General features: G+C 55.3%; 17 protein-coding genes and 1 pseudogene. 4 read left to right on the top strand and 14 right to left on the bottom strand.

The genetic code is table 11. The annotated features are described in order from the left end of the window. The first annotated feature begins 255 nt into the window (after positions 1-255). Positions 256-2,340: a recombinase family protein gene (locus BPHY_RS39775; RefSeq protein WP_012404129.1), complete on the top strand. Its 2,085-nt coding sequence runs from the start codon at positions 256-258 to the stop codon at positions 2,338-2,340. Positions 2,341-2,346: 6 nt separating this feature from the next. On the opposite strand, the pseudogene istA reads toward BPHY_RS39775, so the two are convergent. The 3 genes and pseudogenes from istA to pdxR form a co-directional block, all read right to left on the bottom strand. Beyond that, positions 2,347-3,111, bottom strand: a pseudogene (istA, locus tag BPHY_RS24350) (IS21 family transposase); the annotation flags it as partial. Between the two features lie 488 nt (positions 3,112-3,599). Beyond that, entirely contained in the window at positions 3,600-5,081 is a 1,482-nt protein-coding gene (locus BPHY_RS24345) for an APC family permease (RefSeq protein WP_012404128.1), read from the bottom strand. Between the two features lie 450 nt (positions 5,082-5,531). Next, positions 5,532-7,103: a MocR-like pyridoxine biosynthesis transcription factor PdxR gene (gene pdxR / locus BPHY_RS24340; protein WP_012404127.1), complete on the bottom strand. Its 1,572-nt coding sequence runs from the start codon at positions 7,101-7,103 to the stop codon at positions 5,532-5,534. A gap of 145 nt (positions 7,104-7,248) precedes the next feature. Between pdxR and gabT the strand changes: the two genes are divergently transcribed. Then, positions 7,249-8,541 (top strand): 4-aminobutyrate--2-oxoglutarate transaminase, encoded by a 1,293-nt coding sequence (gene gabT, locus BPHY_RS24335; protein ID WP_012404126.1) that lies wholly within the window; start codon positions 7,249-7,251, stop codon positions 8,539-8,541. A 149-nt stretch (positions 8,542-8,690) separates the two neighbouring features. Further along, complete coding sequence (locus BPHY_RS24330; protein WP_012404125.1) at positions 8,691-10,151, top strand: NAD-dependent succinate-semialdehyde dehydrogenase; 1,461 nt, start codon at positions 8,691-8,693, stop codon at positions 10,149-10,151. Positions 10,152-10,404: 253 nt separating this feature from the next. On the opposite strand, the gene BPHY_RS24325 is transcribed toward BPHY_RS24330, so the two are convergent. From BPHY_RS24325 to BPHY_RS41895, 6 genes are all read right to left on the bottom strand, one after another. Continuing rightward, positions 10,405-11,484 (bottom strand): tartrate dehydrogenase, encoded by a 1,080-nt coding sequence (locus BPHY_RS24325; protein ID WP_012404124.1) that lies wholly within the window; start codon positions 11,482-11,484, stop codon positions 10,405-10,407. A gap of 229 nt (positions 11,485-11,713) precedes the next feature. After that, a complete protein-coding gene (locus BPHY_RS24320) occupies positions 11,714-13,210 on the bottom strand; it encodes a class I adenylate-forming enzyme family protein (RefSeq protein WP_012404123.1) in 1,497 nt (498 codons plus the stop codon). A 36-nt stretch (positions 13,211-13,246) separates the two neighbouring features. Beyond that, positions 13,247-13,741 (bottom strand): MaoC/PaaZ C-terminal domain-containing protein, encoded by a 495-nt coding sequence (locus BPHY_RS24315; RefSeq protein WP_012404122.1) that lies wholly within the window; start codon positions 13,739-13,741, stop codon positions 13,247-13,249. 50 nt (positions 13,742-13,791) lie between these two features. Continuing rightward, complete coding sequence (locus BPHY_RS24310; protein ID WP_012404121.1) at positions 13,792-14,607, bottom strand: polysaccharide deacetylase family protein; 816 nt, start codon at positions 14,605-14,607, stop codon at positions 13,792-13,794. Positions 14,608-14,776: 169 nt separating this feature from the next. Then, positions 14,777-15,568 carry an SDR family NAD(P)-dependent oxidoreductase gene (locus tag BPHY_RS24305; protein WP_012404120.1) on the bottom strand — a complete coding sequence of 264 codons (792 nt, stop codon included), beginning with the start codon at positions 15,566-15,568 and terminating at the stop codon, positions 14,777-14,779. Between the two features lie 154 nt (positions 15,569-15,722). Continuing rightward, entirely contained in the window at positions 15,723-16,193 is a 471-nt protein-coding gene (locus tag BPHY_RS41895; RefSeq protein ID WP_157686697.1) for a hypothetical protein, read from the bottom strand. Positions 16,194-16,831: 638 nt separating this feature from the next. Between BPHY_RS41895 and BPHY_RS39770 the strand changes: the two genes are divergently transcribed. Beyond that, a complete protein-coding gene (locus tag BPHY_RS39770; RefSeq protein WP_322789032.1) occupies positions 16,832-17,065 on the top strand; it encodes a rubredoxin in 234 nt (77 codons plus the stop codon). Between the two features lie 214 nt (positions 17,066-17,279). Here BPHY_RS39770 and BPHY_RS24295 read toward each other — a convergent pair whose 3' ends face one another. The 5 genes from BPHY_RS24295 to BPHY_RS24275 form a co-directional block, all read right to left on the bottom strand. Continuing rightward, the gene (locus tag BPHY_RS24295) at positions 17,280-18,710 is read right to left on the bottom strand and encodes an amidase (protein ID WP_012404117.1); all 1,431 of its coding nucleotides are present in this window, start codon (positions 18,708-18,710) and stop codon (positions 17,280-17,282) included. A gap of 146 nt (positions 18,711-18,856) precedes the next feature. Further along, positions 18,857-19,624: an enoyl-CoA hydratase/isomerase family protein gene (locus BPHY_RS24290; protein WP_157686695.1), complete on the bottom strand. Its 768-nt coding sequence runs from the start codon at positions 19,622-19,624 to the stop codon at positions 18,857-18,859. A gap of 54 nt (positions 19,625-19,678) precedes the next feature. Then, on the bottom strand, positions 19,679-21,247 hold the full coding sequence (locus BPHY_RS24285) for a class I adenylate-forming enzyme family protein (RefSeq protein ID WP_012404115.1): 1,569 nt from the start codon (positions 21,245-21,247) through the stop codon (positions 19,679-19,681). Positions 21,248-21,330: 83 nt separating this feature from the next. Then, positions 21,331-22,047, bottom strand: a complete 717-nt coding sequence (locus BPHY_RS24280) for a nitroreductase (RefSeq protein ID WP_012404114.1) — start codon at positions 22,045-22,047, stop codon at positions 21,331-21,333. Between the two features lie 386 nt (positions 22,048-22,433). Beyond that, a complete protein-coding gene (locus BPHY_RS24275) occupies positions 22,434-23,570 on the bottom strand; it encodes a porin (RefSeq protein ID WP_041765332.1) in 1,137 nt (378 codons plus the stop codon). Between the last annotated feature and the right edge of the window lie 149 nt (positions 23,571-23,719).

The raw sequence follows: 23,719 nt of genomic DNA, 5'->3' as shown, positions 1-23,719 counted from the left end.
TCCGTCTGCCATCGTCAGCGCTTGCTCGTTACGAAGCGCTACGGGCCGACCTGCTCGACACAGGTCCTAACTCAGAAGGCCACGCGGCCATACGCTTTCATGGCCTGTTGCACGGGCTGGCGATCCAACGCCCGGACGCTTCGCGCATCGAGGCTCCCACTCCAACCGTGCCTGCTTCCAACTCAGTGCGGGATAACGGCGCGCTTGTTCGCGTGCTCGCCAACCTCGTACTGCGCACCCACGAGGAGCTTGCCCATGTCTACTAACTCCGCTCTGAAGGTCACCGCTGAACATCTGCGGCGTGATGCGTTCCTCTACGTTCGACAGTCGTCACTTCGCCAGGTATTCGAGAATACCGAGAGTACGAAACGGCAATATGCGCTGCGCGATCGTGCCGTTTCGCTCGGATGGCCGATCGAACGTATTCACGTCGTCGATAACGATCTCGGTATGTCCGGTTCCAGCACCCAGGGGCGAGATGGCTTTCAGCACCTTGTCGCCGAGGTCGCCAATGGTCACGCCGGCATCGTGCTGGGATTGGAAGTATCGCGTCTTGCGCGCAATAACGCAGACTGGCATCGCCTGATCGAACTCGCATCGCTCACGCAAACTTTGATTTGCGACGAAGATGGAATTTACGATCCTGGTCAATTTAACGACCGCCTTTTACTGGGCTTAAAGGGCGCCATGAGCGAGGCCGAGCTTCATGTTCTCAAAGGCCGGCTACAAGGTGGCATCAAGAACAAGGCACGCCGGGGCGAACTGGAAGTGCCGTTACCCATAGGGCTTGTTTATCACCCGAACGGCTCAGTGGTTCTCGATCCTGATCAACAGGTCAGGGGCGCGCTGCAGTTGCTATTCGATACGTTTCGACAGGCTGCGTCAGCTACAGCCACGGTCAAGCGATTTCGCCAGGAAGGCTGGCTGTTTCCGCGTCGCATCCGCCGGGGGATTGGCAAGGGAGATCTGATTTGGGGGCCATTGGAGCACTGTCGCGTTATTCAGATATTGCACAACCCCCGTTATGCCGGTGCCTTCGTATACGGTCGCACACGCGGAGCATATCGTCAGGGACGCAAATCCTTCGGACTTAAGGTTGACCGCGAGAACTGGCAGGTGTTAATCCAGAATGCGCATCCCGGCTTTATTGATTGGGACGAGTTCGAACGCAACCAGGCGACGCTTAAGCAGAATTTAACGGGATTCGGGCGCGATCGACGAGGCAGCATGCCACGTGAGGGCGTTGGGCTCCTGCAGGGGCGCGTCGTGTGCGGATTGTGTGGCGCACGCATGCGTGTACGGTATCAGGTCGTCGGTAATAAACTCGAACCCTACTATATGTGCACGGAGAACCCAGTGCGCCGTGCCAGCAAACCCTGCCAATCGGTTCGTGGAAGTGCCATCGATGACACGATAGGCTCGCTTCTATTAGAGAGTGTCGCACCGGCTGCTCTCGAGGTCGCGCTAGCTGTAGAAGACGAGATATCCGGGCGCGTCAAACAGGCCGCCGATCAACGTCAGAACCAACTGGCCCGAGCTCGCTACGATGCCGAGCTCGCGCGTCGTCGATATATGAGTGTCGATCCGACCAACCGGCTTGTCGCTGACACGCTCGAAGCGGACTGGAACGAACGTCTACGTGTGCTGGACGGCTTGCAACAGGAGAACGAACGACTCCAGAAGGCCGATCATAAGCTGTTAAGCAGCGATGCGCGAACCAAGATTCAGTCGCTCGCCGAGGACTTCCCTCGTGTTTGGAATGATCAGCGAGTCGTGCCGCTCGAGCGCAAGCGCATGGTCGCTTTGCTCATCGAAGACGTCACCCTGGTCAAATCCGAACGCGTCGCAATCCATGTACGTTTTCGCGGCGGCCGAACTACCTCATTGGAGATCGATAAGCCCAAGCCTATCGCACTGATTCGAAAGACGCTACCGGAAGTCGTTGCGAAGATCGACGAACTTCTCGAAACCGGCTCGGACCGACAAGTCGCAGAACAGCTTAATGCGCTCGGCTATACAAACTGGAAAGGCGAAACGTTCACGCACAAGAAGGTCTACCTCGTACGCACCGCCTACCGGCTCAAGAGCCGGTTTGAGCGCCTGCGCGAACGCGGCATGGTGACAGCCAACGAACTCGCCGCACAACTCGGGGTCTGTCCGACTAGCATCCACCTATGGGCCCGGCGCGGGCTGTTGCGTCAGCATCGCTACGGAAATCTGCATCGCTGTCTCTATGAGCCCGTCGGCGACGTCGTCCTGGTCAAAGGCCAAGGGGGTCGCTACAGTTCGACTCAACCGACGTTTATCGCTGTTCCACCAACCGCACAAGGTGCAGTATGAAGCGTATGCCTTGTCGCGGGGCCGACGTTTGCGTGCCGGGATGATCGCCATCGAGTAATGGGCAGCCATCTCGCCGTAGGTCCGGTTCAGAACCGGATCGTAGAAGTCGGCCTTGTGTACGCCGGACTTCAGGTTGTCGGGCACCAGGATCTCGACACAACCGCCGATGTAGTTCAACGCGCGCACATGCGAGCCGATCCAGTCCTCAAGCTGCTGCGTCCAGGTGACTTCGGCATATGTGTAGTTCGATGCGCCGAGCGTCGCGACGAACAACTCCGCCTCGCGGATCTCGCCGGTGTGCGGATCAACGATACCGAGCCTGTTACCCGAGTAGTCGATGAACAGCTTCTCGCCCGGAGTGTGTGTCTGGCGCAGCGTGACCGGTAGGGCCGCCGCCCAGCGCTCGTAGTGCTTGCAGAACCAGCTGTAGCCGTAACCTTCGGGCTCCTGGGCCTTGTACTCGTTCCAGAGCAGGTCCAGCGTTACGCCTCGCCTGCCAAGCTCGCGATGCACCAGCGGCCAGTTGGGTAGCGGGCGTGTCCGACTCAACGACGGTGGCGGCGGAAACAGCAGCGCCTCGAGCGCCGCGTCGTCCATCGACATGGCCTTCCCGAAGTCCAGTTGCGCACGCCGGGCACGGTCCAGGTAGTCCCAGACCGTCGCGCTCGAAGCGCCAATCGTCGTTGCGATCTCGCGCTGGCTGCGCTCACACACGAAGCGCAGGCGCAGCACTTCCCTGATTTGACGCATGGATAACCTTTTATTCGACATTCGGCCGCCCGACAAAATCGTCGAGCGTGCCATGGTTATCCGCGTCGCCGCCCCTCCACCTTACTGCTCGGTTACGCGTGGAATACGCGCTCGGGCAGTCGTGGAATCCATGCTCGGTTTGCCGTGGAATCGGCGCTCGCTTTGCTGTGGAATCCGTGCTCGGTTTGCTGTGGAATCAGCGTTCGGTTTGGCGTGGAATACGCACTAGTCAGCGCAGAGAATGCCTTTCTGGCGCAACTTATTCGCGCGCCGCGCGTGCATTGAACGCATAGTTCGACGAGCGGTTGCGGACAGTTTTTTGGGGAATCTCTACCTGATGTGTCATGCGCCACGGCGATTAAAACCGCGGCGCACAACATACGAGGGTGCATCGATCACGGCGGGAGATGGAGAGAAACTTGCGATGTGACACGAGGAACGGAGGGAACAGTGACCTGGTTCCGGGACTCGGTTACGCGGGATGCGTAACCGAGTCCGTACCTTCAAAGTCAGATTTTTTGACGTCCGATGGCCGCATACACATCTGGTTTGGTCTTCTTCAAACGTGCGGCATAAAAGCAACCTGCGATCAACGTGCCGAAAATAAAGACCAGCAAATCCGTGGCGACCTTTACGTTGCCGGTCAGAATCTCCATGTTGACGGTCGCCAACCATCCGATGACAGAAAGCAGCACAAAGCTCACGAACGGAGCGACCCTAGTCTTCCACACGCTAGCATTCGTTGACTTGCGCATGAAGAACACCATCACAGAAAGCGACGTCATGACGAGAAGGAGAAGCAGTGCGTAGCCTCCCACGCCGGTCACAACACCATATCCCGCATACGGTTCGACGCCGCTCCGGATTACTGCAATAACGATCGCCAGCATGACCACGCTCACCATGACCGATGCCTTGTGAGGCGATCCGTGCCGCTTATGCACAGCTGCCCATGAACGTGGCAGCGTCCCGTCGATGCCGAGGCAGTAAATGTAGCGCGAGAGGATGTTGTGCAGCGCCAGAAGACAGGCAAAGACACTAGAACACAGCAATACATTCACCGTCTCCATGCCTGCGTGCCCGAGGTAGAGTCCAATGGAGTCTAGCGCAATGGTCGAAGCGTCGGCCGTTGCCCTGGTCATGGCATCCTTGGGACCATATCCGCAGATGAGGAAGAACGACGCAGAAGCGAAGAGTAATGCCAGGAGAATGACTGCCGCGTATGTCGCGCGCGGGATCGTCACATCAGGCTGACGCGCCTCCTCACGGAAGACCGCAGTTGCCTCGAAACCAGCAAAGCTCGTGACCCCAAAGAGCAGTCCCAGACCAACTGACCCGGACATCGCCGCCCCCGGCGTCAACCAGACTGGGTTCAATCCCACGGGCCCTTTTGCTGCAGCAACCGCGATTTCCCATACGAATACCAGAACCACTTCGCAAACAAGCGCGAGCGTCAGAACTTTCGCAGAGAAGGTAATTCTCAGATAACCGAAAACTGCGACTACTGCCAGCAGGATCAGCGAATAGCCCCACCAGATAAGCGGAGTGCTGTTAAAAAGATGCTTGATCAGAGACGAATAGACGACGCCCGCATACAGGTACATCCCAATCATCATGAAGCCGTACGCAAGCATGGCCATCAGAGCACTGCCAAAGCCTAGCGGCCTTCCAAGACCAGCAGTAATGTACGCATAGAAAGCGCCAGCGTTTGGCACATGCTTCGACATGGTAGTAAAGCCAACAGCGAACAGTAACATCAGACTGCCCGCACAGAGAAAGGTTACTGGTGCGCCCAGGCCATTTCCCAATGACATAAGCAGCCCGATAAATCCAGTGACCACCGTCAACGGAGCGTTGTAGGCAAGTACAGTAAAAACAATGTCGAATGTTCCCAGATGCCCCGACAGGGTTGCGGGACGGCTCGCTTCCGAGGCCCGTCGAATTTCTGGGCTACCAGCCGACCCATCAGCGTTATTGGTCAGTGTTTCCATGCTTACTCCATTCTGTTGCTATTGCCAATCGATACGGCATCCTCAGCCAATGCTCGACGAAAGCCAAGCCTGCACAGTGCATATGTGAGCGCCGTTCTTTCATTTGCCTAACCCGTCACGCATACCTGTCCAGACGGTCAAATTACAATACCAATGAGTATTTGTGATGCGAGGAAACTCTACGACAGCGAATATTTAGAGACAAGCGTTTTCGTGCGTCGGCTTCGACGTCATCCTTCAAACCCAATAGGAAAGCCGGACACGGCGCCTTTGGTGTTTTCCCTACGTCACGTGTTCGGTGTCCGCAAGTGACATTTTTTTCAACGCAGGGAGGGATGGTGAACTTACAATTGGCTTGATCGCTTGCCGTTTGGCGGCTCTTAACGAGGCCCTCACATGTATCCGAGCGGAGTTTGGTATTTACTCGCCCCTTTCCGACACTCCGTAGTGTCATGCGACATAGGCCTTGATGCGCGGAACATCCTGACGATCGTTCACGCGCACTGTCGTTTCGTCAATCGCGTCAGCGAGCGTGTTGAATGCCACTGGGATTTCTTCGTCAGGAACACATGCGTAACCCAGCAGCAGGCCGCCGGGTCCTCTCGAAGGGTCCGAATAGTATCCGGATAACGCTCGTACAACGATGTTGCGCTCAAGCGCCGCCGCTACTGTTCGCCGGTCATCTGAACCATGCGGAAGCTGCAGTACCAGATGCAGGCCGGCATCGCTTCCAACTGCCTGGATAGTGTCGCCATATCGGCAGGCTGCAGCGTCGAGAAGGATTTCTCGGCGTTGCCGATACATGGCTCGCATCTTCCGAATGTGAGACGTGAAGTGTCCTTCCGTTATGAACTCAGCGAGTACTGCCTGCTGCAGGAGCTGGCCTTCCCGATACAACTCGGCGCTCGCTGTCGCAAAGCTCTCCGCCAGTTCTTCAGGGACCACGAGGTAGCCGACTCTGAGCCCCGGAAACAACGTCTTGCCAAAACTCCCAACGTAGATCACCCTGCCGGCGCCATCGAGTCCTTGAAGCGACGCCAGAGGCTTCCCTGTGTAGCGGAACTCGCTGTCGTAATCATCCTCGATGATCCAGCACTGGTTTTTCCGTGCGTATTCGAGCAGCATTCGTCTCCTACTGAGACTCATTACCATGCCAAGCGGATATTGATGCGAGGGCGTCACGAGTATCAGCTTCGGCGGATGTGCGAGATCCATCAACGATGGGCTGATCCCCTCTTCGTCGACTGCAATCGGGCGCGGCTCCAGCCCCGACACCTGCAGAACACTGCGAAGGCCCCAGTAACACGGGTCTTCCGTCCAGATCACGTCTCCAGGATCAGAAAGCAGGCGCACAGCCAAATCTACAGATTGGTGAATGCCAGTTGTAATAATGATCTGTTCTGGACTACAGCGCACCGAGCGAGAAGTACGCAAATAGTCAGCAAGCGCGTGACGCAGTTGCGCAAGACCACCGCCCGGCGCGTACGTTAGCAGGTCCGGTCGCAAGCGACGCCAGTATTTGTTATGCAGGCGTGTCCAGACACGCGCTGGAAAGTGAGTCACATCGGGCACGCCTGGCATGAACGCACCCAGCTGGCGCTTGGACACTCCCGCCTCCGAAACAAGCCGAGCGCCTCGGCGCGACAGGGCGAGCTGTCCTGAGTTCGACGACAGCTTTTCTTCCTCGCCACGTAGTTCAGCAAATAGCTCATCCTTCTCGCGGGGAACTCTTATCGTCTCAGTGAATTCCTCCGGGGTTGAATTGGCGACGAAGGTGCCTCGTCCTGTCGTAGACGTGACATACCCTTCTATCGCCAACTGCTCATAGACCTGTATGACCGTGTTACGCGCCAACCCAAGTTCCTCGGCCAGCAGCCTCGAAGATGGCACGCGCGCTCCTGCGGGGAGCTCCTTTAGCAATATTGCGCTTTGCAAAAGCCTCTGAAGTTGCCGATAGAGTGGCTGCGAGCTACTTCGATCAAGTCGTTGTGCCAGCCAGTCAGATAGCACGCTTGAACTCATCCATGGCTCCTTCCTTTTTCTAAAAGTGGCTCTAATGAAAAGAGCCGTCTCTGACTATAGTTGTTCACTTGCAACTTACCTCCACGAATAATGGTAGTTACAAAATTATCAACAGTACACCTGAATCAATTTTAAGGAGTAGAAGATGAGTGATACCAATGCTGATCTGCTCGATCGCAAGAACGCCGCTACACCGCGCGGTGTGGGAGTCATGTGTGAGTTCTACGCTGCACGCGCCGAGAACGCGGAGCTTTGGGACGTTGAAGGTCGCCGCTTCATCGACTTCGCAGCGGGAATCGCGGTGTGCAACACTGGGCATCGTCACCCAAAGATTGTGGCAGCGATTCGCGAACAACTCGACTTTTTCACGCACACCGCCTATCAGATCGTCCCGTACGCTTCCTACGTAACGCTCGCCGAGAAGATCAACGAGCGTGCACCGGGTAACTATCCCAAGAAAACAGCTTTCTTCACGACCGGGGCTGAAGCCGTTGAGAATGCAATCAAGATCGCACGCGCGGCAACTGGTCGATCCGGCGTGATCGCATTTACGGGCGGGTTCCACGGTCGCACGATGATGGGGATGGCGCTCACGGGGAAAGTCGCGCCTTACAAGTTGAATTTTGGTCCCTTCCCGGCCGAAGTCTTCCACGCCCCCTTCCCAAATCCGCTACATGGGGTGACTACGACGGACTCGCTGAAGGCTATCGAACATCTGTTCAAGGCAGACATTGAACCAAAGCGTGTTGCGGCAATCATCTTCGAGCCGGTGCAAGGGGAAGGTGGCTTCCACCCAGCTCCGGCCGAATTCGTGCGAGCTCTGCGCAAACTTTGCGATGAGCACGGCATTTTGCTGATAGCTGATGAGGTACAGACGGGCTTTGCACGGACAGGCAAACTCTTCGCGATGCAACACTACGACGTCGTGCCAGATCTGATGACGATGGCAAAGAGCCTTGCGGGCGGCATGCCTCTGTCGGGTGTCGTGGGTCGAGCCGAGTTGATGGATGCTGCAGCGCCGGGCGGGCTTGGCGGCACCTATGCTGGTAACCCTCTCGCAATCGCGGCGGCACATGCCGTCCTCGACATCATTGATGAAGAGGCACTCTGCGACCGTGCAACACAACTCGGCGACCGAATCAAGGCAAACCTGAAGAACCTTCGGGAAATCGTGCCTCAGATCGCGGATATCCGAGGGCCGGGTGCAATGGTCGCCGTCGAATTCTGCAAACCCGGTTCCGAGCACGAGCCAGATCCGACGTTCACGAAACAGGTACAGGCAAAAGCGCTCGAGCGAGGCCTGCTACTCCTTGTTTGTGGCACGTACGCAAATGTCATCCGCTTCCTGTTCCCGCTGACAGTTGAAGAGAATGTGTTTGACGAAGCTCTTTCGATCCTTCAGGACGTGTTGAAGGAAACCGCCGCTGTACCAGCCTGAAACTAATCTCAGACTAAAGGCGCCCGAACCCATGCGCCACTACATACAGCCCTGTTTTTCGGGCTGTATGTCCTCGTATCGCCGCGATCTTTTCAGGCCAAAATTGGCGCGGCAAACATGAACGATTACCCGACCTAGGAGAACTTTCAGTGGTCTTGCTTAATCTCAAAGATCCGACGCTTCTGCAAACTAAATGCTACATTGCCGGCGAGTGGCAGGATGCTGATAATGAGCAGCGTCTCGACGTCACGAATCCTGCGACTGGTGAAGTCATCGCAAGCGTCCCCCGGATGGCCGAAGCAGAAACTCGTCGTGCTATTGACGCAGCAAATCGAGCGTGGCCTGCGTGGCGCGCAATGACTGGCAAACAGCGTGCGGCGATTCTTCGCAAATGGTACGATCTCATGCTCGAAAATGCTGACGATCTTGCACTCATTCTTACCACCGAGCAGGGGAAGCCGCTCGCCGAAGCGAAAGGCGAGATTCAATATGCTGCTTCGTTCATCGAGTGGTTTGGCGAGGAAGCAAAACGCATTTATGGCGACGTGATCCCGACTGTGGCCAACGATCGTCGTATTGTCGTGACCAAAGAGCCCGTCGGCGTGTGTGCTGCCATCACTCCCTGGAACTTCCCCGCGGCCATGATCACCCGCAAGGTCGGGCCCGCACTTGCAGCCGGATGCCCAATCGTCGTGCGCCCCGCCGACGCGACGCCGCTCTCGGCACTTGCTCTTGCGGTGATTGCCGAGCGCGCTGGCGTACCCAAGGGGGTGTTCAATGTGATCACCGGTAGTTCGCGTGCCATTGGCGCAGAGATGACAAGTAATCCCATTGTCCGCAAACTCTCATTCACAGGCTCGACGGACGTTGGGAGCACGCTAATGGCGCAATGCGCCCCAACCATCAAGAAACTGTCGCTCGAGTTGGGTGGAAATGCTCCCTTCATCGTATTCGACGATGCAAACGTCGACGCGGCAGTCGACGGGGCCATCGCATCCAAGTATCGCAATACCGGGCAGACCTGCGTATGCACGAACCGCTTCTATGTCCATGAACGGGTATACGACGAATTCGCTACAAAGCTGTCCGACGCGGTTAGCCGCCTGAAAGTTGGCCCGGGTACCACCGAAGGGGTGACGCAAGGTCCGTTGATCAACGAAGCTGCCGTACTGAAGATCGAAAACCATATCCAGGACGCGCTTTCAAAAGGTGCGCGTGTCTTGTCAGGGGGCAAACGTCATGCACTGGGACACGGCTTTTTCGAGCCAACAGTCATCGTCGACGCTACTCCGTCCATGCTGGTCGCACGTGAAGAAACCTTCGGACCTGTGGCACCTCTTTTTCGGTTCTCTTCCGATGACGAGGTCATCGAGCTCGCCAATGACACTGAATTCGGCCTCGCCGCATACTTCTATAGCCGGGACATTGGCCGGGTCTGGCGTATTGCCGAAGCACTCGAGTACGGTATGGTCGGTATCAACACCGGCCTGATCTCGAACGAAGTCGCTCCATTCGGTGGCATCAAACAATCTGGTGTTGGACGGGAAGGCTCCCACTACGGTGTGGATGAGTACACCATAGTCAAATACATGTGTATGGGCGGCATCTAGCATCTACCTGGATGGATCAAGGGGGCGACGCTTGCCCCCTTTTTCTACTCAATCGATTTTGATGAGTTAATCCGGCAATATTGGTCAACTAAATCCACCGGGCTCGCGATGTCGCACTCTGAGCGCCCCTTCTAAGTGATGTAGGATTCGAGCTCTAGCGTGCCAAAGCGAACAGTATCTCTCTGCAAATGAGAAAGCCGCCGGCTCTGGTAAGCTGGCGGCTCAATTCACGCGACTGACTCGATCTGTCTCATTACCGAAGGCGTTCGCAAACCCCTTGCCCAACTTCAGTCGTATTCGCACTCCCCCCAAGATCGGGTGTGCGAGGTCCCTCGGTCAGACATTCCTCGATCGCTTTCACAATCGAATCATGAGCTGAACGATATTTTGAGTCTCCTTGGCCAAGAAAATCGAGCATCATTGCACCGGACCAAATCATACCCAGCGGATTAGCAATATTCTTTCCGTAGATATCAGGTGCCGACCCGTGGACCGGTTCGAAGAGCGACGGGAACTTACGCTCCGGGTTGAGATTTGCCGAGGGGGCAATTCCAATCGTCCCAGCACAAGCTGGACCAAGATCAGAAAGAATATCGCCGAAAAGGTTGGACGCAACCACGACATCAAAACGCTCAGGCGAAAGTACGAATCGAGCGCAAAGAATGTCGATGTGATACTTGTCCCATTTCACTTCGGGATATTCGGTTCCAATGTTTGCGACCCGTTCGTCCCAATAGGGCATGGAGATCGAAATACCGTTCGACTTCGTTGCTGCTGTCAGATGCTTCTTCGGTCGATTATTCGCGAGTTCAAATGCGTATCTCAAGATCCGGTCAACGCCGTGTCGGCTAAACACGGATTCCTGGAGCACGACCTCGCGCTCCGTGCCTTCGAACAGACGACCGCCGACGGACGAGTATTCGCCCTCGGTATTTTCCCGAACAACGTAAAAGTCAATGTCGCTGGGCGATTTACCTGCAAGCGGGCACGGCACGCCCGGCATCAATCGCACCGGGCGTAGATTCACGTATTGGTCAAATTCGCGTCGAAACTTGAGCAGCGATCCCCAAAGTGAAATGTGGTCAGGGACAATATCCGGCATCCCAACCGCACCGAAATAAATGGCCTCGAACTGTTGCAACTGCTCGAACCAGTCCGCCGGCATCATCTCACCGTGCTTGGCGTAGTAGTCGCAATCCGCCCATTCGAATGTCTGAAACTCGAGATTGATTCCATACTTGCTTGCCGCCGCACTGACAACTCGCAGCCCCTCTGGCATTACCTCCTTACCGATTCCGTCACCAGCAATAACTGCAATCTTGTGTGTCTTCATGGCCTGACTCGATAGCGACTAAATAGAGAAGAGTACGCGCTGCGTACTACCCACTTCATTGGCGGCGGTAGGCGAATCGACATCAACCGTGATGTCGATTCGCGCGAAATATTCGAATTGGATCCGCGCTAATACGATCCCTTGACGATGCCTCCGCTCGGAAGGCACATCAAGTTGATCGCTTATTGCAGAGAGAGGAGTTTCCGGTCTGGATCTTTCCAGTCGGTCGTTACACGTGGCATTCACTCCAGCGCGCAAGTAGTGCCTTTTTGTCCACCTTGCCTGTTATGCCTAACGGCAACTCTTCCGACCAGATGATTTGGGCGGGGACCTTAAAGTCAGCCAGCCGACCTTTGCAGAATTCCCTCACTTCATCTTCAGAAGCGTGGTTGCACTCACGTGGGACGACGTAAGCGACAACGATCTGGCCAAATTTCTCGTCCGGAACGCCAATAACGGCAACAGCTTTCGCATCCGGGTGGCTCTCGATTGTCTCTTCAACCTCCGCTGGAGCGATGTTTGCTCCGCCACGAATAATAATGTCCTTAATACGACCTGTAAGGTGGTAGTAGCCGTCGGTGTCTCGATAGCCCAGATCTCCCGTCTTAAGGAGGCCATCTCCCGTGAAAACACTCTCCGTCAGTTCCGGATTCTTGAAATAGCCACGAGTCGTGGATGGTGCGCGAACGAGAATTTCACCCGTTTCGCCTTGCTCAACGTCGTTACCATTGGAATCAACAATTCTTACAATGACGCCCGGCGCCGCCTTACCGATGGCGCTTGCAGGTACTGGAGAAGAATCGTTCCAGTATCGCCCGAAAACAGGACGGACCTCTGTCAGGCCGTAGTAGTCGTCAATTCTCTTGCCGAATTTCGCCTCGAATCGGGCGCAAAGCTCACGGGATAGTGGCGCCCCTGCTGAAACCAGCAACCTCATGAAAGACAGATCAACTTCTACACTGTTCTGCTCCGCGTACTCAAGCATCATTGCAAACATCGTTGGCACGCCGTGGAAGACAGTGGCTTTATGGCTGATCAAAGCCTCAAGTACCTCGCGCGGATGAAAGCGTCTCAACAGAACAACTTCGCCTCCGGCCTGCAGAGTCATCGACGCCGCAGTCGACAACCCATACATAAAGCCCAGTGGCAATGCAACCAATGTTATATCGGACGGCGTCATTCCCCACATTTCGATGAGGGAGCGATTCCCCGCGACTTCGGACCTTTGGTCGAATGCCACGGCTTTGGGCCGGCCAGTAGAACCGGACGTGTACGCCACCATAAAGTTGTCCGCCATCTGACCTATGGTGGACACTTGCGAAGTGGACCCTGCCGCAATGAGCTCTTCGAATGTTGTTACCTGGACCGTGTCCTGATCTTCAGCTGCCTTCTTTGCAACCAGTTCCATCCTCTCATCATGCAGCAGTAACGACACCTCCGCATGCCCCAGGATGTATGCAACTTCGGGAGCCGTTAGACTTTGGTTGATTGAGATAAACGTACCCCCAATCTTGCCCATGGCGTAGTAAAGGAGGAGAACTTCAATACGATTGTCACAAAGCGATGCAACGGTGTGGCGACTATCAACTCCCGCGCCTCTTAAACTGTCGACAAAGCGGTCAACTTTTCGTATCAGTTCTCCATATTGCAGAACTTCCGTTCCGCTCCGAATCGCCACACGTGCCGAGTCGCGCAACGCATGCGCTTCGATGTCCGCTGTCAACATCTTGCTGCTCCTGTCCAGGCAAGGTCGTATGCTTTTTCAGGAATAGAGGCCGGGCTTGCGCTTCATCATCACCTTCCACTCGCCTTCCTGCACAACCTCGCCGCGCTGGTTTTCAACCGCAACATAGAAAAATACAATGCCAGAATCGGGCTTCTTCGTTTCGCGCTTTGAAGTTACGCGCTCACGGACATGAAGGGTGTCGCCAGCTTTCACTGGCCCACGCATGTCCCACGTCATACCGAGGAAAGCGATGGCCGTGCCTTCCTTTATGCCAAGCCGAAATTCGAGACCCGTGGCGATCGCGAATACTGCCGGTCCGTGCAAGAGACGTGCGCCGAAAACGCTGTTCTTCGCGAACTCCTCATCGGTGTGAACCGGATTCTGGTCACCGGTAACAGCCGTGAAGAGCACAATATCGGCTTCGGTGATTGTGCGGCGCGGTGTCACCCACTCCGTACCCACCTCGAATTCCTCATAGAACTTTGCATTCGGGCCGAGGCCGTTTGCGACTGCGGATTCTACCGTTGCCATTTGCATATTCCTTACGTAGTTAATTGGTTCTGTATGAACATCCGTCGCAATCAGAGCGCGGATTTGAATTGTCTTGCCGCTTCATCCATCGTCGCGAACCTGACACCAGGTTGAGCTCTCATATGCTCGATCAGGCGCTCAAGCATCGCCACGCGGGGAGCTCGGCCCGAAATCTCCGGGTGACAGGTCAATGTGAACACACCATCTTCCGCGTGAGCAGCGTCGAACTCTGCCTTCCAGACGGAGAAGACGTCTTCCGTCGAACGTAAACCAGGATTAATAGGTCGCGCCGACCAATGGAAGTAGGGATAGTCGTCTAGTTCCCACGCAACCGGAAATTCCACGATTGAACTATCCGAGCCAAACGTCAGCCTGTCTTCCGTCATCACATCGCCTTTCCGGGCAAAGTAGGGGCGGAAATCGTTGGCCATCATGCTGCTGTCGTAATGCAAGCCCGCCTCTTCGAGAAGGCTGATGGTGTTATCGCTCAGATCCCACGCTGGCGAGCGATACCCACGCGGCCTCTTCCCGGTGACCGATTCGAGTACATCGAGACTCCGATGCAACAAATCGCGCTCCTCCTCAATCGGGAGCCCGACTGGGGTCTCATGAACAAATCCGTGCGCCGCAACTTCGTGACCTGCGGCCGAAATCGCCTTTACCGCTGCTCCGAAATTTCGTGCAGTATGAGCAGGCGTAAAAAACGTTGCCCTGACATCCTGTCGGCTGAGCATCGCGAGAATACGAGGAATGCCAGCGCGCACCCCGTATTCGCCTCGCGACAGGGCCGTTGGCGTGGTTTGCTTGAAGGTGCTAAACCAGATTGCCACCGCGTCGAAATCAAAAGTCAAACATACAGTTGTCATGGGCGAAATCCACACTCACTCGCTCTGTCCAAAATCACAGATCAAGTGCCATCCGCGGCACCTGTGACCTGTGTTCCTTGATTCCCTCAGGCAGTTCTAGCCGACCTAACACCTTCAGTACCTGAGTAGCCCATCGTTCATTGGCAGCCAGGCCTTTGGCGAGAGTCGATCAAAACGCCATCCATCCACCGTCGATCGGAATTGCGGTACCAGTTACATAGCTCGCGGCATCTGAAGCGAGGAATGCCGTGACATCTGCAATCTCCTGCGTCGTACCACGACGCTTGGCGGGAACCACTGCCTTATATGCGTCCGGATCGTGACCAACTCCACGACTCATGTCAGGCGCAACGTCCCCCAGGTTGATTGCCGAGGTTTGGCGAAGGTCGGTCTGGATAACGCCCGGGCAGATCGCATTGACGGTGATTCCATACTGGCTGTGTGTACACGCCACTTGTTTCGTGAGCCCGATGATCGCGAACTTGGAAGCTGTGTAGGAACAACCGTCAGCCGACCCGCGCATCCCGCCCACCGATGAGGTATTGATAATCCGACCATATCGCTGCGGAGTCATACGCTTGAGTGCCGCACGCGTACCGAGAAAAACGCCTCGCAAATTGATGTCAATAACCCTGTCCCACAACGCCGGCGATGTCTCGACACAGTCAGCAAAACCATCAAAGACACCTGCGTTGTTGACCATGATGTCCAGTTTCCCAAAGCGGTCAACTGCAGACTGAACCAGCGCCTCAACCTGCTCCTCAGCACTCACGTCAGTCTTGATGAAAACAACATCGCCACCGTCCTTCTTGATCTGCTCGGCGGCTGCCTGCCCTTTGTCGTCCAGTATGCCGCCAATGACGGTCTTCGCGCCCGCCAATGCAAGAGTGCGCGAAATTGCAAGTCCGATACCAGTTTCACCACCGGTAACTACCGCGACGCGGCCATTCAGGTCAATCATGGATAAGTCCTCCAAGGTACTAGGTTTCGCTTCCAGGACGGGGCAAGATTCACCGTCTCAGCAAGGCTCATTTCAATGTACTCTACACTAAAAAAAATTGACCGCCTAGTCAGTACTTTTTTTCAATGTTCGCGATTTCGGCGTAACTTTGCGGCTAGTTGCCAATCGTTTGTAACGCGAGATGACCGGCAAACAGACCCCGTGCCGGCGTATACGTCCCGAGAAGATCGGCATTACTGGAAACGGCGCCGCATCTCGCTGTGAAGGGCTGAGTTGAGTTCACCTGCCGGATGACCGTGTGACTCAGCTCCAGATCGCGCGGGAGAATCGATACAGCTTCGGCGAAAGCGAGCAAGAGACGATTGTCGTTTCGGCCGGGTTCAATAGGCTGATTCGATAGCACATGCTGCGGAACTGCGTAGAGTGCAGCGCTCTGGCCCTCCAGATAGGAGGCGTCAGAATTTTGACCTTTACGAGATAGCCAGTTTTGCAGCGCACGTTCGACGCAAAGCAAGGATGGTGCGCCGCGCAACGGAGTCTTGCGCCATTGCTCCACGACCTTCGACGCTATCGCTATTGCATCGTCGAATCTCCGTTGCTGCGCAAAGGCAACTGCAACGAGCATTCTGGTTTTTTGCAGAGAGATTGACGCAAGTTGAACGGCATCTGTCTGCTCCGGGCCAGTGCTCGCGCGCGTTAGACGCCGCCATGGTGATGCATATAGCGTATCTACGGCAGACATTGAAGCTCTGACCAGCCTTGCGGCTCCCTCCCACGACTCCGACGCCCGGTTCGCCGCCTTTAGTGCCAGAAGGGTTTCCTCGTTCTGCAGCGCGGCGACAGCAGTAAGGTGCGCAGCGGAGCCGCGGACTACCACCAGAGGAAGTTCATTTCCCTCGAGCATCGATAGAGCACACAACTCATCGAGGAGACTGCTGGTCGGACCTACCGATACTTTCTCCTTGGCAATCCACAACCTGTCGAAAGCCCTAGCAACAGTGTCAGTTACGCTTGCCCAGCACACGATCCGCCTCCAAGAAGTATTACTCAGCGCCATTGACGCATAGAGGGCAAGCTCCCTTACCCCGACTCCCCCGTCGTTTCCCCATAATACTACGAAGAACTTTTTTTTGACTAGCTAGTATGATAACTCTGCTATTGAAGACTGGGCGCGTGAAACGAGATTGCACGCCGGCCCTCAGGGAGGCGACACATGCAACCTAATTCAACCAATCTCAAAACTAGGCGTTAACCCGGAGCACAATGATGAATGATCCAGCGGATGCGGTTTCGTTATGCGCAATGCAGGCGAGCACCTCCTCGGTGCCCCGTTTCAAGATCGGGATTTGCAGGGGGTGTGGATTCGTATATAGCGAATTGGAAGGTGAACCGGCGCTTGGAGTGCCGGCCGGAACCGAATGGGAAGCGCTACCGGAAGAGTGGAAGTGTCCGCGGTGCGACGATCCAAAGGCGGGCTTTGAAGTTGTCGTTGTCTAGACACTCAGGCGTGTGCCCGCTGGCGTGTTCCAATCTCCTCAATGGTTCCCGTAGACATTTCCAAGGAGTGGCTGTCGCGGCAAATTGGCGAAGAGAGCGTTTGATGCTGCACGGCAACATGCACCTGGTGCATGCGATACATGACGACATGTAGCGAGGCCGCCGAGGCAACACGGCGGCCAGTTTCACATATGAACCGTGCGAAAGACGAATGTCAGACGTTAGGACGGCGCCCCGACCACGGCCCCAACTCTTCCATCTGCGCGGCCGCGATCAAAATCTGATCCTCGCGTCCAAAATGCCCAATTAATTGAACTCCAACCGGAAGACCCGCTGCGGTCCAGTAACATGGAACGTTGGCTGCCGGTTGGCCGGATGCGTTCGAAATCGTCAGGAAGGTCGTGTACTTGGACACGTCTTCGCGAAAAGACCTGAAATCCGAGTCCATCGTGAACTGACCCAACCTCGCTGGCAGTTGGGTGAGCGTTGGAGTTAGTGCGAGATCGAACTCCTTCATGCTTCGTGCAACACGTCGCCCAACGCTGTGGAAGGTGTTGATCGCCGCAACATACTCGGCAGCCGAGAGATCTTTTCCGAGCTTGTAGGCGTCGAAGATTGCTGGCTCGAGCCGGCTCCGCCATTTTTCCTCTGATTGCCCCTTCACCATTCCGTCAACAGACAGAAATGCGTTCGCGACCAACACATTGATGTGCGCCCTGACCAGGCCGTCGTAATCGAGGGAAGGGAGCGATGAGTCAACAACGTCGTGACCGGCACGGCGCAGCAGGACGGCCGCATGCTCAAGTGCTTCCAGGCACTCATCCGCGATGGGCACCCCGTTGAATGCGGACGTCCACTTGGCAATTCTCAGCGGCTTGTTCACGGGACGGTTGAGTAGATCAGTGAACGACGCGGGCGCCGATGGCGCAGCGTACGGCGCGCCAATTTCGTCGCCGCCGATGGCGTCCAGCGCCGCAGCCGTATCGCGAACGCTGCGCGACAGAACACCGTCGACTGCGAGGCCGCCCCAACCCTCACCGCGCGATGGTCCCATCGGGACGCGGCCGCGAGATGGCTTGAGTCCAAAAACACCGCAACATGCCGCAGGAATCCGGATCGACCCACCACCGTCGCTTGCGTGCGCAATCGGCACAATCCCGGCGGCAACCGCGGCGGCAGCGCCGCCACTGGACCCGCCGGCGGAACGACTGAGATCCCAAGGATTACGGGTTGGACCACCGTTGGCAACAGCCTCCGTGGTCGGTGCCATGCACAGCTCCGGGACGGTTGTCCGAGCGAAAGAGATGAGCCCGGCTTCGTTGAAACGCTCCACCAGCGTGGAATCGTATTTAAACGGTATATCGCGAAAGAGATTCGACCCGATACTGGTCGGAAATTCTCTCGAAGCCAAAGCCGAATCCTTTAGCAAAAACGGAACGGCACCAAAGACTCCTTTGATCTCGGCGGTTTCCGCGTATGCCTTTGCGCTCTCGAAGCGCTCATAACAGAGTGCATTGATCTTAGGATTCACCTCGCGCGCGATGTCGATCGCGCAGTCCATCAATTCCCTCGGCGATACGTCCTTCGATCGAAGCAACGCGGCGAGTCCCAACGCATCATACTTTGAATATTCAGAAGAGTTCATTCGAAATCCTGTGAGCGATAACCGGGATCGTAAGCCCCGCGCAAATCACGACAACACTGCAAAGGAGTCGTACATCAACGCACATCTCCCGACTACAGTTTCAGATTCACGATTTTCGTTTAGAACAGCCTCGCAGCTGCCGGAGATCACTTGCCGAGAAACACTGGTGGTCGCTTCTCGAGGAAAGCTCGCTTTCCTTCCGCAGCGTCGTAGCTCTTGTTCAGTTCCGCAAGCCGCTCCACCTCTGCTTTAAGACCTTCCACAATCGGCAACTCTGAAAACCGAACCGCATCTCTGATGGCGCGCAACGCCACCGGACTATGCGCAAGAAACTGTGCAATAAAACTATTGATCTCCACCAACGGGTCCTGGATGATGCGGGTAACGAGACCGAATCCGAGGGCTTCCTCGGCATTGACCAGACGCCCCGTCAACATCATGTCCAAGGCACGTGCCTCTCCAATGAGACGAGGAAGTCTCTGGGTACCCCCCGCGCCAGGCAACTGGCCGAGCTTCACCTCTGGCAAGCCAATCCTTGCGTCGGGTGTCGCAATCCGAAAGGTGCATGCGAGTGCAAGTTCAACGCCTCCACCCAAGGCAAGGCCGTTAATGACAGCAACGGTTGGTTGCCTCATCTCGGAAAGCTTCTGCAATACACCCTGTCGAAATCTTGCCTGCTCGGACGCCTGTTCGACCGTGATATCTTTGAGTTCCGAAATATCCGCACCCGCGGAAAATGCTTTCGTACCAGTACCTCTGAATATTACTGCCCGTATCCCGTCATTCTCGTTGAATTCATCGACCAACCGCCCGATCTGTCCGAAAGCCGCAAGGTCAAGCGCGTTAAGTTTCTCGGGACGATTGATCACCACCGAGGCAACAGAATCATCTACTGTGACATCCAACGACATCATATTCTCCATGCCCGTTGAGCATTCAATGATCACAAAGACTCATGCAAGGGTACTTTAAGCGCCTCGTGGCTGCTGCCCATGTCCGACTGAAGAAAGATCCTCACAGCTACTGATTTCCATCTGCCAATCGATCTTGAGCTGATTTTTATCAATTTTTCCGGTCTTTCCCAGGGGAAGTTCATCTCGGAATAAGATCATGGTCGGCACCTTGAAATCCGCGAGTTGCTTTTTCGAAAACTCAATCAGCTCTTCACTACTGACGACTGCTCCTCGCTGCTTCACAACAAAAGCCACTGGCACTTCGCCGTATATACGATCTGGCACTCCGATGACCGCTACGCTTTGCACCTTCGCATTCGTCAACAATGCGTTCTCCACTTCAAGCGGAGCGATGTTGGCGCCTCCTCGAATGATGAGATCTTTCAGGCGACCGGTGATATAAATAAAGCCGTCCAAGGACACATATCCGTTGTCCCCGGTTCGGAACCAGCCATCGACCAGCGCGGCCTTTGTGAGGTCAGCGGCCTTGTGATATCTCTTCAGCATTGAAGATGCGCGAGCATACATTTCCCCAACCATGCCGGGTGAGCACTCTCTTCCTTCGTTGTCAAGAAACTTGACTTTTGCACCCGGCGCCAACCGACCAACTGCGCCCTTTGGCGGAAATTCCTCATCGGTGGCATATGTACCGACCAGCGGATAACACTCCGTCATGCCGAAATAGTTCTGCGGCATTTTGCCAAACCGATTCGTAAACTGTTGCACCATCTCATCCGGCATAGGCGCGCCTGAACAGATCATTACCCGCATCGATGAGAGATCGAATGTTCGATTCTGTTGCACCGAATAGTCGAGCATCATGGAATACATTGTTGGCACGCCATGAAAAAGCGTTGCGTTGTATTTGGCTAATGCCTCGAGGACTTCTCCCGGATGGAATCGCTTGTTCAGGACAACTTTCACACCGGACAGCATGGGCACGAGTGCAGACGTGGACAAGCCGAGCAAGAATCCCATGGGCGCCGCAACGACGGTAGCATCTCCGGGGTTCAGTGACCAAAAGTCTGCTATCGAACGGGCTGCGCCGATCTGTGCAGCGTGAGTCAAGACCACTGCCTTTGGGGCACCGGTTGAACCGGACGTATAGACGATTAGCAGATCGTCGGAGGGATCAACAGGTTCATAGAGAAATCTCGATTCCGCTGGTACGCTGCGCTTTAGTTCTTCAAGTGGTCGAGATAGATGCTGAAGCGCTGATGTATTGGCGACCTCAGCCACGAACTCGTCATGGAACATTAATCGAGCGTCGCTATGCTTGAGAATGTAACCTACTTCCGATTCAGTTACATTGGCATTAATCGATACAAATACTGCACCGATCTTCGCCGCTGCGAGATAGCAGTAAAGAAACTCCGGACAATTTCTGCCGTAAAGGGCAAACGCCTGACCGCGATCGATGCCGTGCATACGGAGAATGTCGGCTGTGACATCTACTCGCGCTCGAAGTTGCAAATACGTCAGCGATTCGTCACCATAAACCAGCGCAACGGATTCACGGAACTTCTCGGCAACAATACAAAATTCCTCGTAAAGCGAGCAAGCTCCCGCTAGATTCTTTTCCATTACCTTCGTTCCAATATCGGCACTGCTACCAAATCGAACAATAACCTGCGCCCACTGCCCCGCGTTCGCTACTACGGCATTCACTAGTCAATGAAGGTAGCCACGTCTTCAACGTTCGCGCGGGACGTACGATAACTATTGACGAGATGACTTTCATCTGGCCAACCAAACGAGACGCCGTACACGACGTGCTCCGCCTCGGGAATTGCCAGCATTTCGCGCATAACATCGACCCTGTAGGCGATTGAGGCCTGCGGCACCGTTCCGACACCCAAAGCCTTCGCAGCCAGAATGAATGTGGTCAGGTAAGCACCGCAATCCAGCATTCCACGTGAACCGAGGGACTTATGCGTAGTCACCAGTGCGAGATGAGGTGCGCCGAAGAAACGAAAGTTCTCCATGGCTTGCTTCGATGAAGCAGCACGATCTCCGCGTTCGATCCCCAAGGTGCTATACAACTGCCAGCCGCACTCGCGCCGGCGTTCCTGATAGACACCTGAATACTCCGCAATGGGCGGGATGTCTGCGACGGGTGCAGCTCCGCTGATGGCACGCTCGTACATGCATTTGCGGAGTCTGTCGAGCCCGCTGCCACTCACAATCCTTATTTTCCACGGTTGAATATTACAGTCCGAGGTCGTTCTTTGGGCAGTCTCAAGAATCTGCATGATTGTTGATCGCGGAACGCTGCCCGGTTTGAACGCACGGCAGGAACTACGTTCGTCGAGCAGCGACTGTAAGACTTCGAACCGTCCTCTGGGCTGGTCCAGCGACGAATCTAACTGTGAGGTGTTGTTCATTTCTCTATCCACAGGCTATTGGTATTGCGGATAAGTGCTACGTCCCGGTCGCAACGCAGGCATCGTCGGGCCATCGGCCGCGCCGCCCTACGTTGACCAGATTGAAGTCGTTGCCCCATTCTTCCGATAGACCAATAGACACAAAAATTTGACCGATGGGTCAGTATGCCTGATTTGCAAGGAAAGTCAAAAATATTGCCGCCTTGAAAATTGGCGGGCGACTACCGCGCTTCTACCCGTGTTGACCTGCTTCCGAGTGCTGTTGCACGCCGCTCCGACATCGGAAAAAGTTAGATTGATGGAAACGACTCCGAAACGACGACTCGGAAGTGCTCAATCAGTCCACGCGTTACAGAAGAGCTTCCGCAGTTCAAAGTTACGGGGCGTTAAAAAAGGTGCAGGATGCCGATTCGCCCGATAGCCTGGTGATGATTTGAAGACGCGCCGAGAGCCCCTGTGATCAACGCGGTATCAAGGATATTGTCAACACTGTTGGCGGATATGCGCTGGTAGACAACCTGCCCATACACAGAGGTGCGAACGGAGAGCCGATACTGTGCCATCGCCCCTATCTGATTCCAGTGCAATGATGAATCTGTTTTGGCGTTGGAGATGCGCGCGAGTGTATATGTGTACATAAACCCCAATAACAGGTCTGGAGCGATGTTGTACTTGAAGTTTGCCTCGATGTTGTCGAACCTTAAATCTGGATTCCCACTCAGGGCTCCAACGTAGATCGATTCCGTCGCTTGGCAAATGTTCGTGTGGGTGTAGACCAAATTTAATGTAGCTTTCCCTGTTTCGTATCCAGCCGCTACACCCCAGATCTTCTGCTTGCTGGCCGTGAAGCCCTGGTCACCCGCTGATACCGAACCCGACGAAGTCGCCCCTGCGGCAGACAACTGCTCATAGACAGCTGCCATCTTCAGGTCGCCGTAGGTCTCACTCAGACCAACCGCGTAGATCCTGTTGGTGCCGAATCCCCCCGCGAGATTACTGAATCCGTACATTGCCGTAACGGAGGATCCAGCGTAGGTATGCGAGGTGTACTTGATCGAATTGTTTGCGTGAAAACTTCCGTCGGTATTGTCGTTGTCGAGGGGATGTGAAAACAGAAATCCTGCCCAACTGCCATTTGCTGTAAGCGGACCAACTGTATCTGTTACGGCATCAAACTGTCGCCCGATCGTCAATGTCCCCAAGATGTCCGACTCAACACCAATCGTCGATTGGAAGCCGAACAGTCGCCCCGTATATAAGAGATTCCCGTTTTCCGGCAGAAAGCCACTTTCAAGGTCAAACAGGGCATGCAATCCTCCATGGATTCCTTCATCGCCCTTGAGTCCCCAGCGACTCGAGGCAAGATAGCCACTCGCCATCTGCAACGATTGCGATCCGCCGGTATTGTTTGATAGATTCAAACCCTCATCTATCGCTCCAAAGAGCGTTGCGCTTCCTTGCGCGTGGGTGCGAGCCGACAGACAGATCAATGCCACTGCAATGCCTATCTTGCTCTGTTTCATGACTGGTATCGCGTCCTCCATCGATGTATGTTCGCCGCGCACTTAGCAATACGACTGCGGGCACTTATTGGATTTATCGCTGACGCATATACGACTCCCAGCACATGCTGAAGAGAGCAAGACGCAGACATCTTGGGATGGAACGGCGC

The sequence above is a fragment of the Paraburkholderia phymatum STM815 genome, from assembly GCF_000020045.1.
Lineage (GTDB): Bacteria > Pseudomonadota > Gammaproteobacteria > Burkholderiales > Burkholderiaceae > Paraburkholderia > Paraburkholderia phymatum.
Note: the sequence above shows the minus strand (reverse complement) of the source record. Positions and strands in the feature narration are given on the sequence as shown.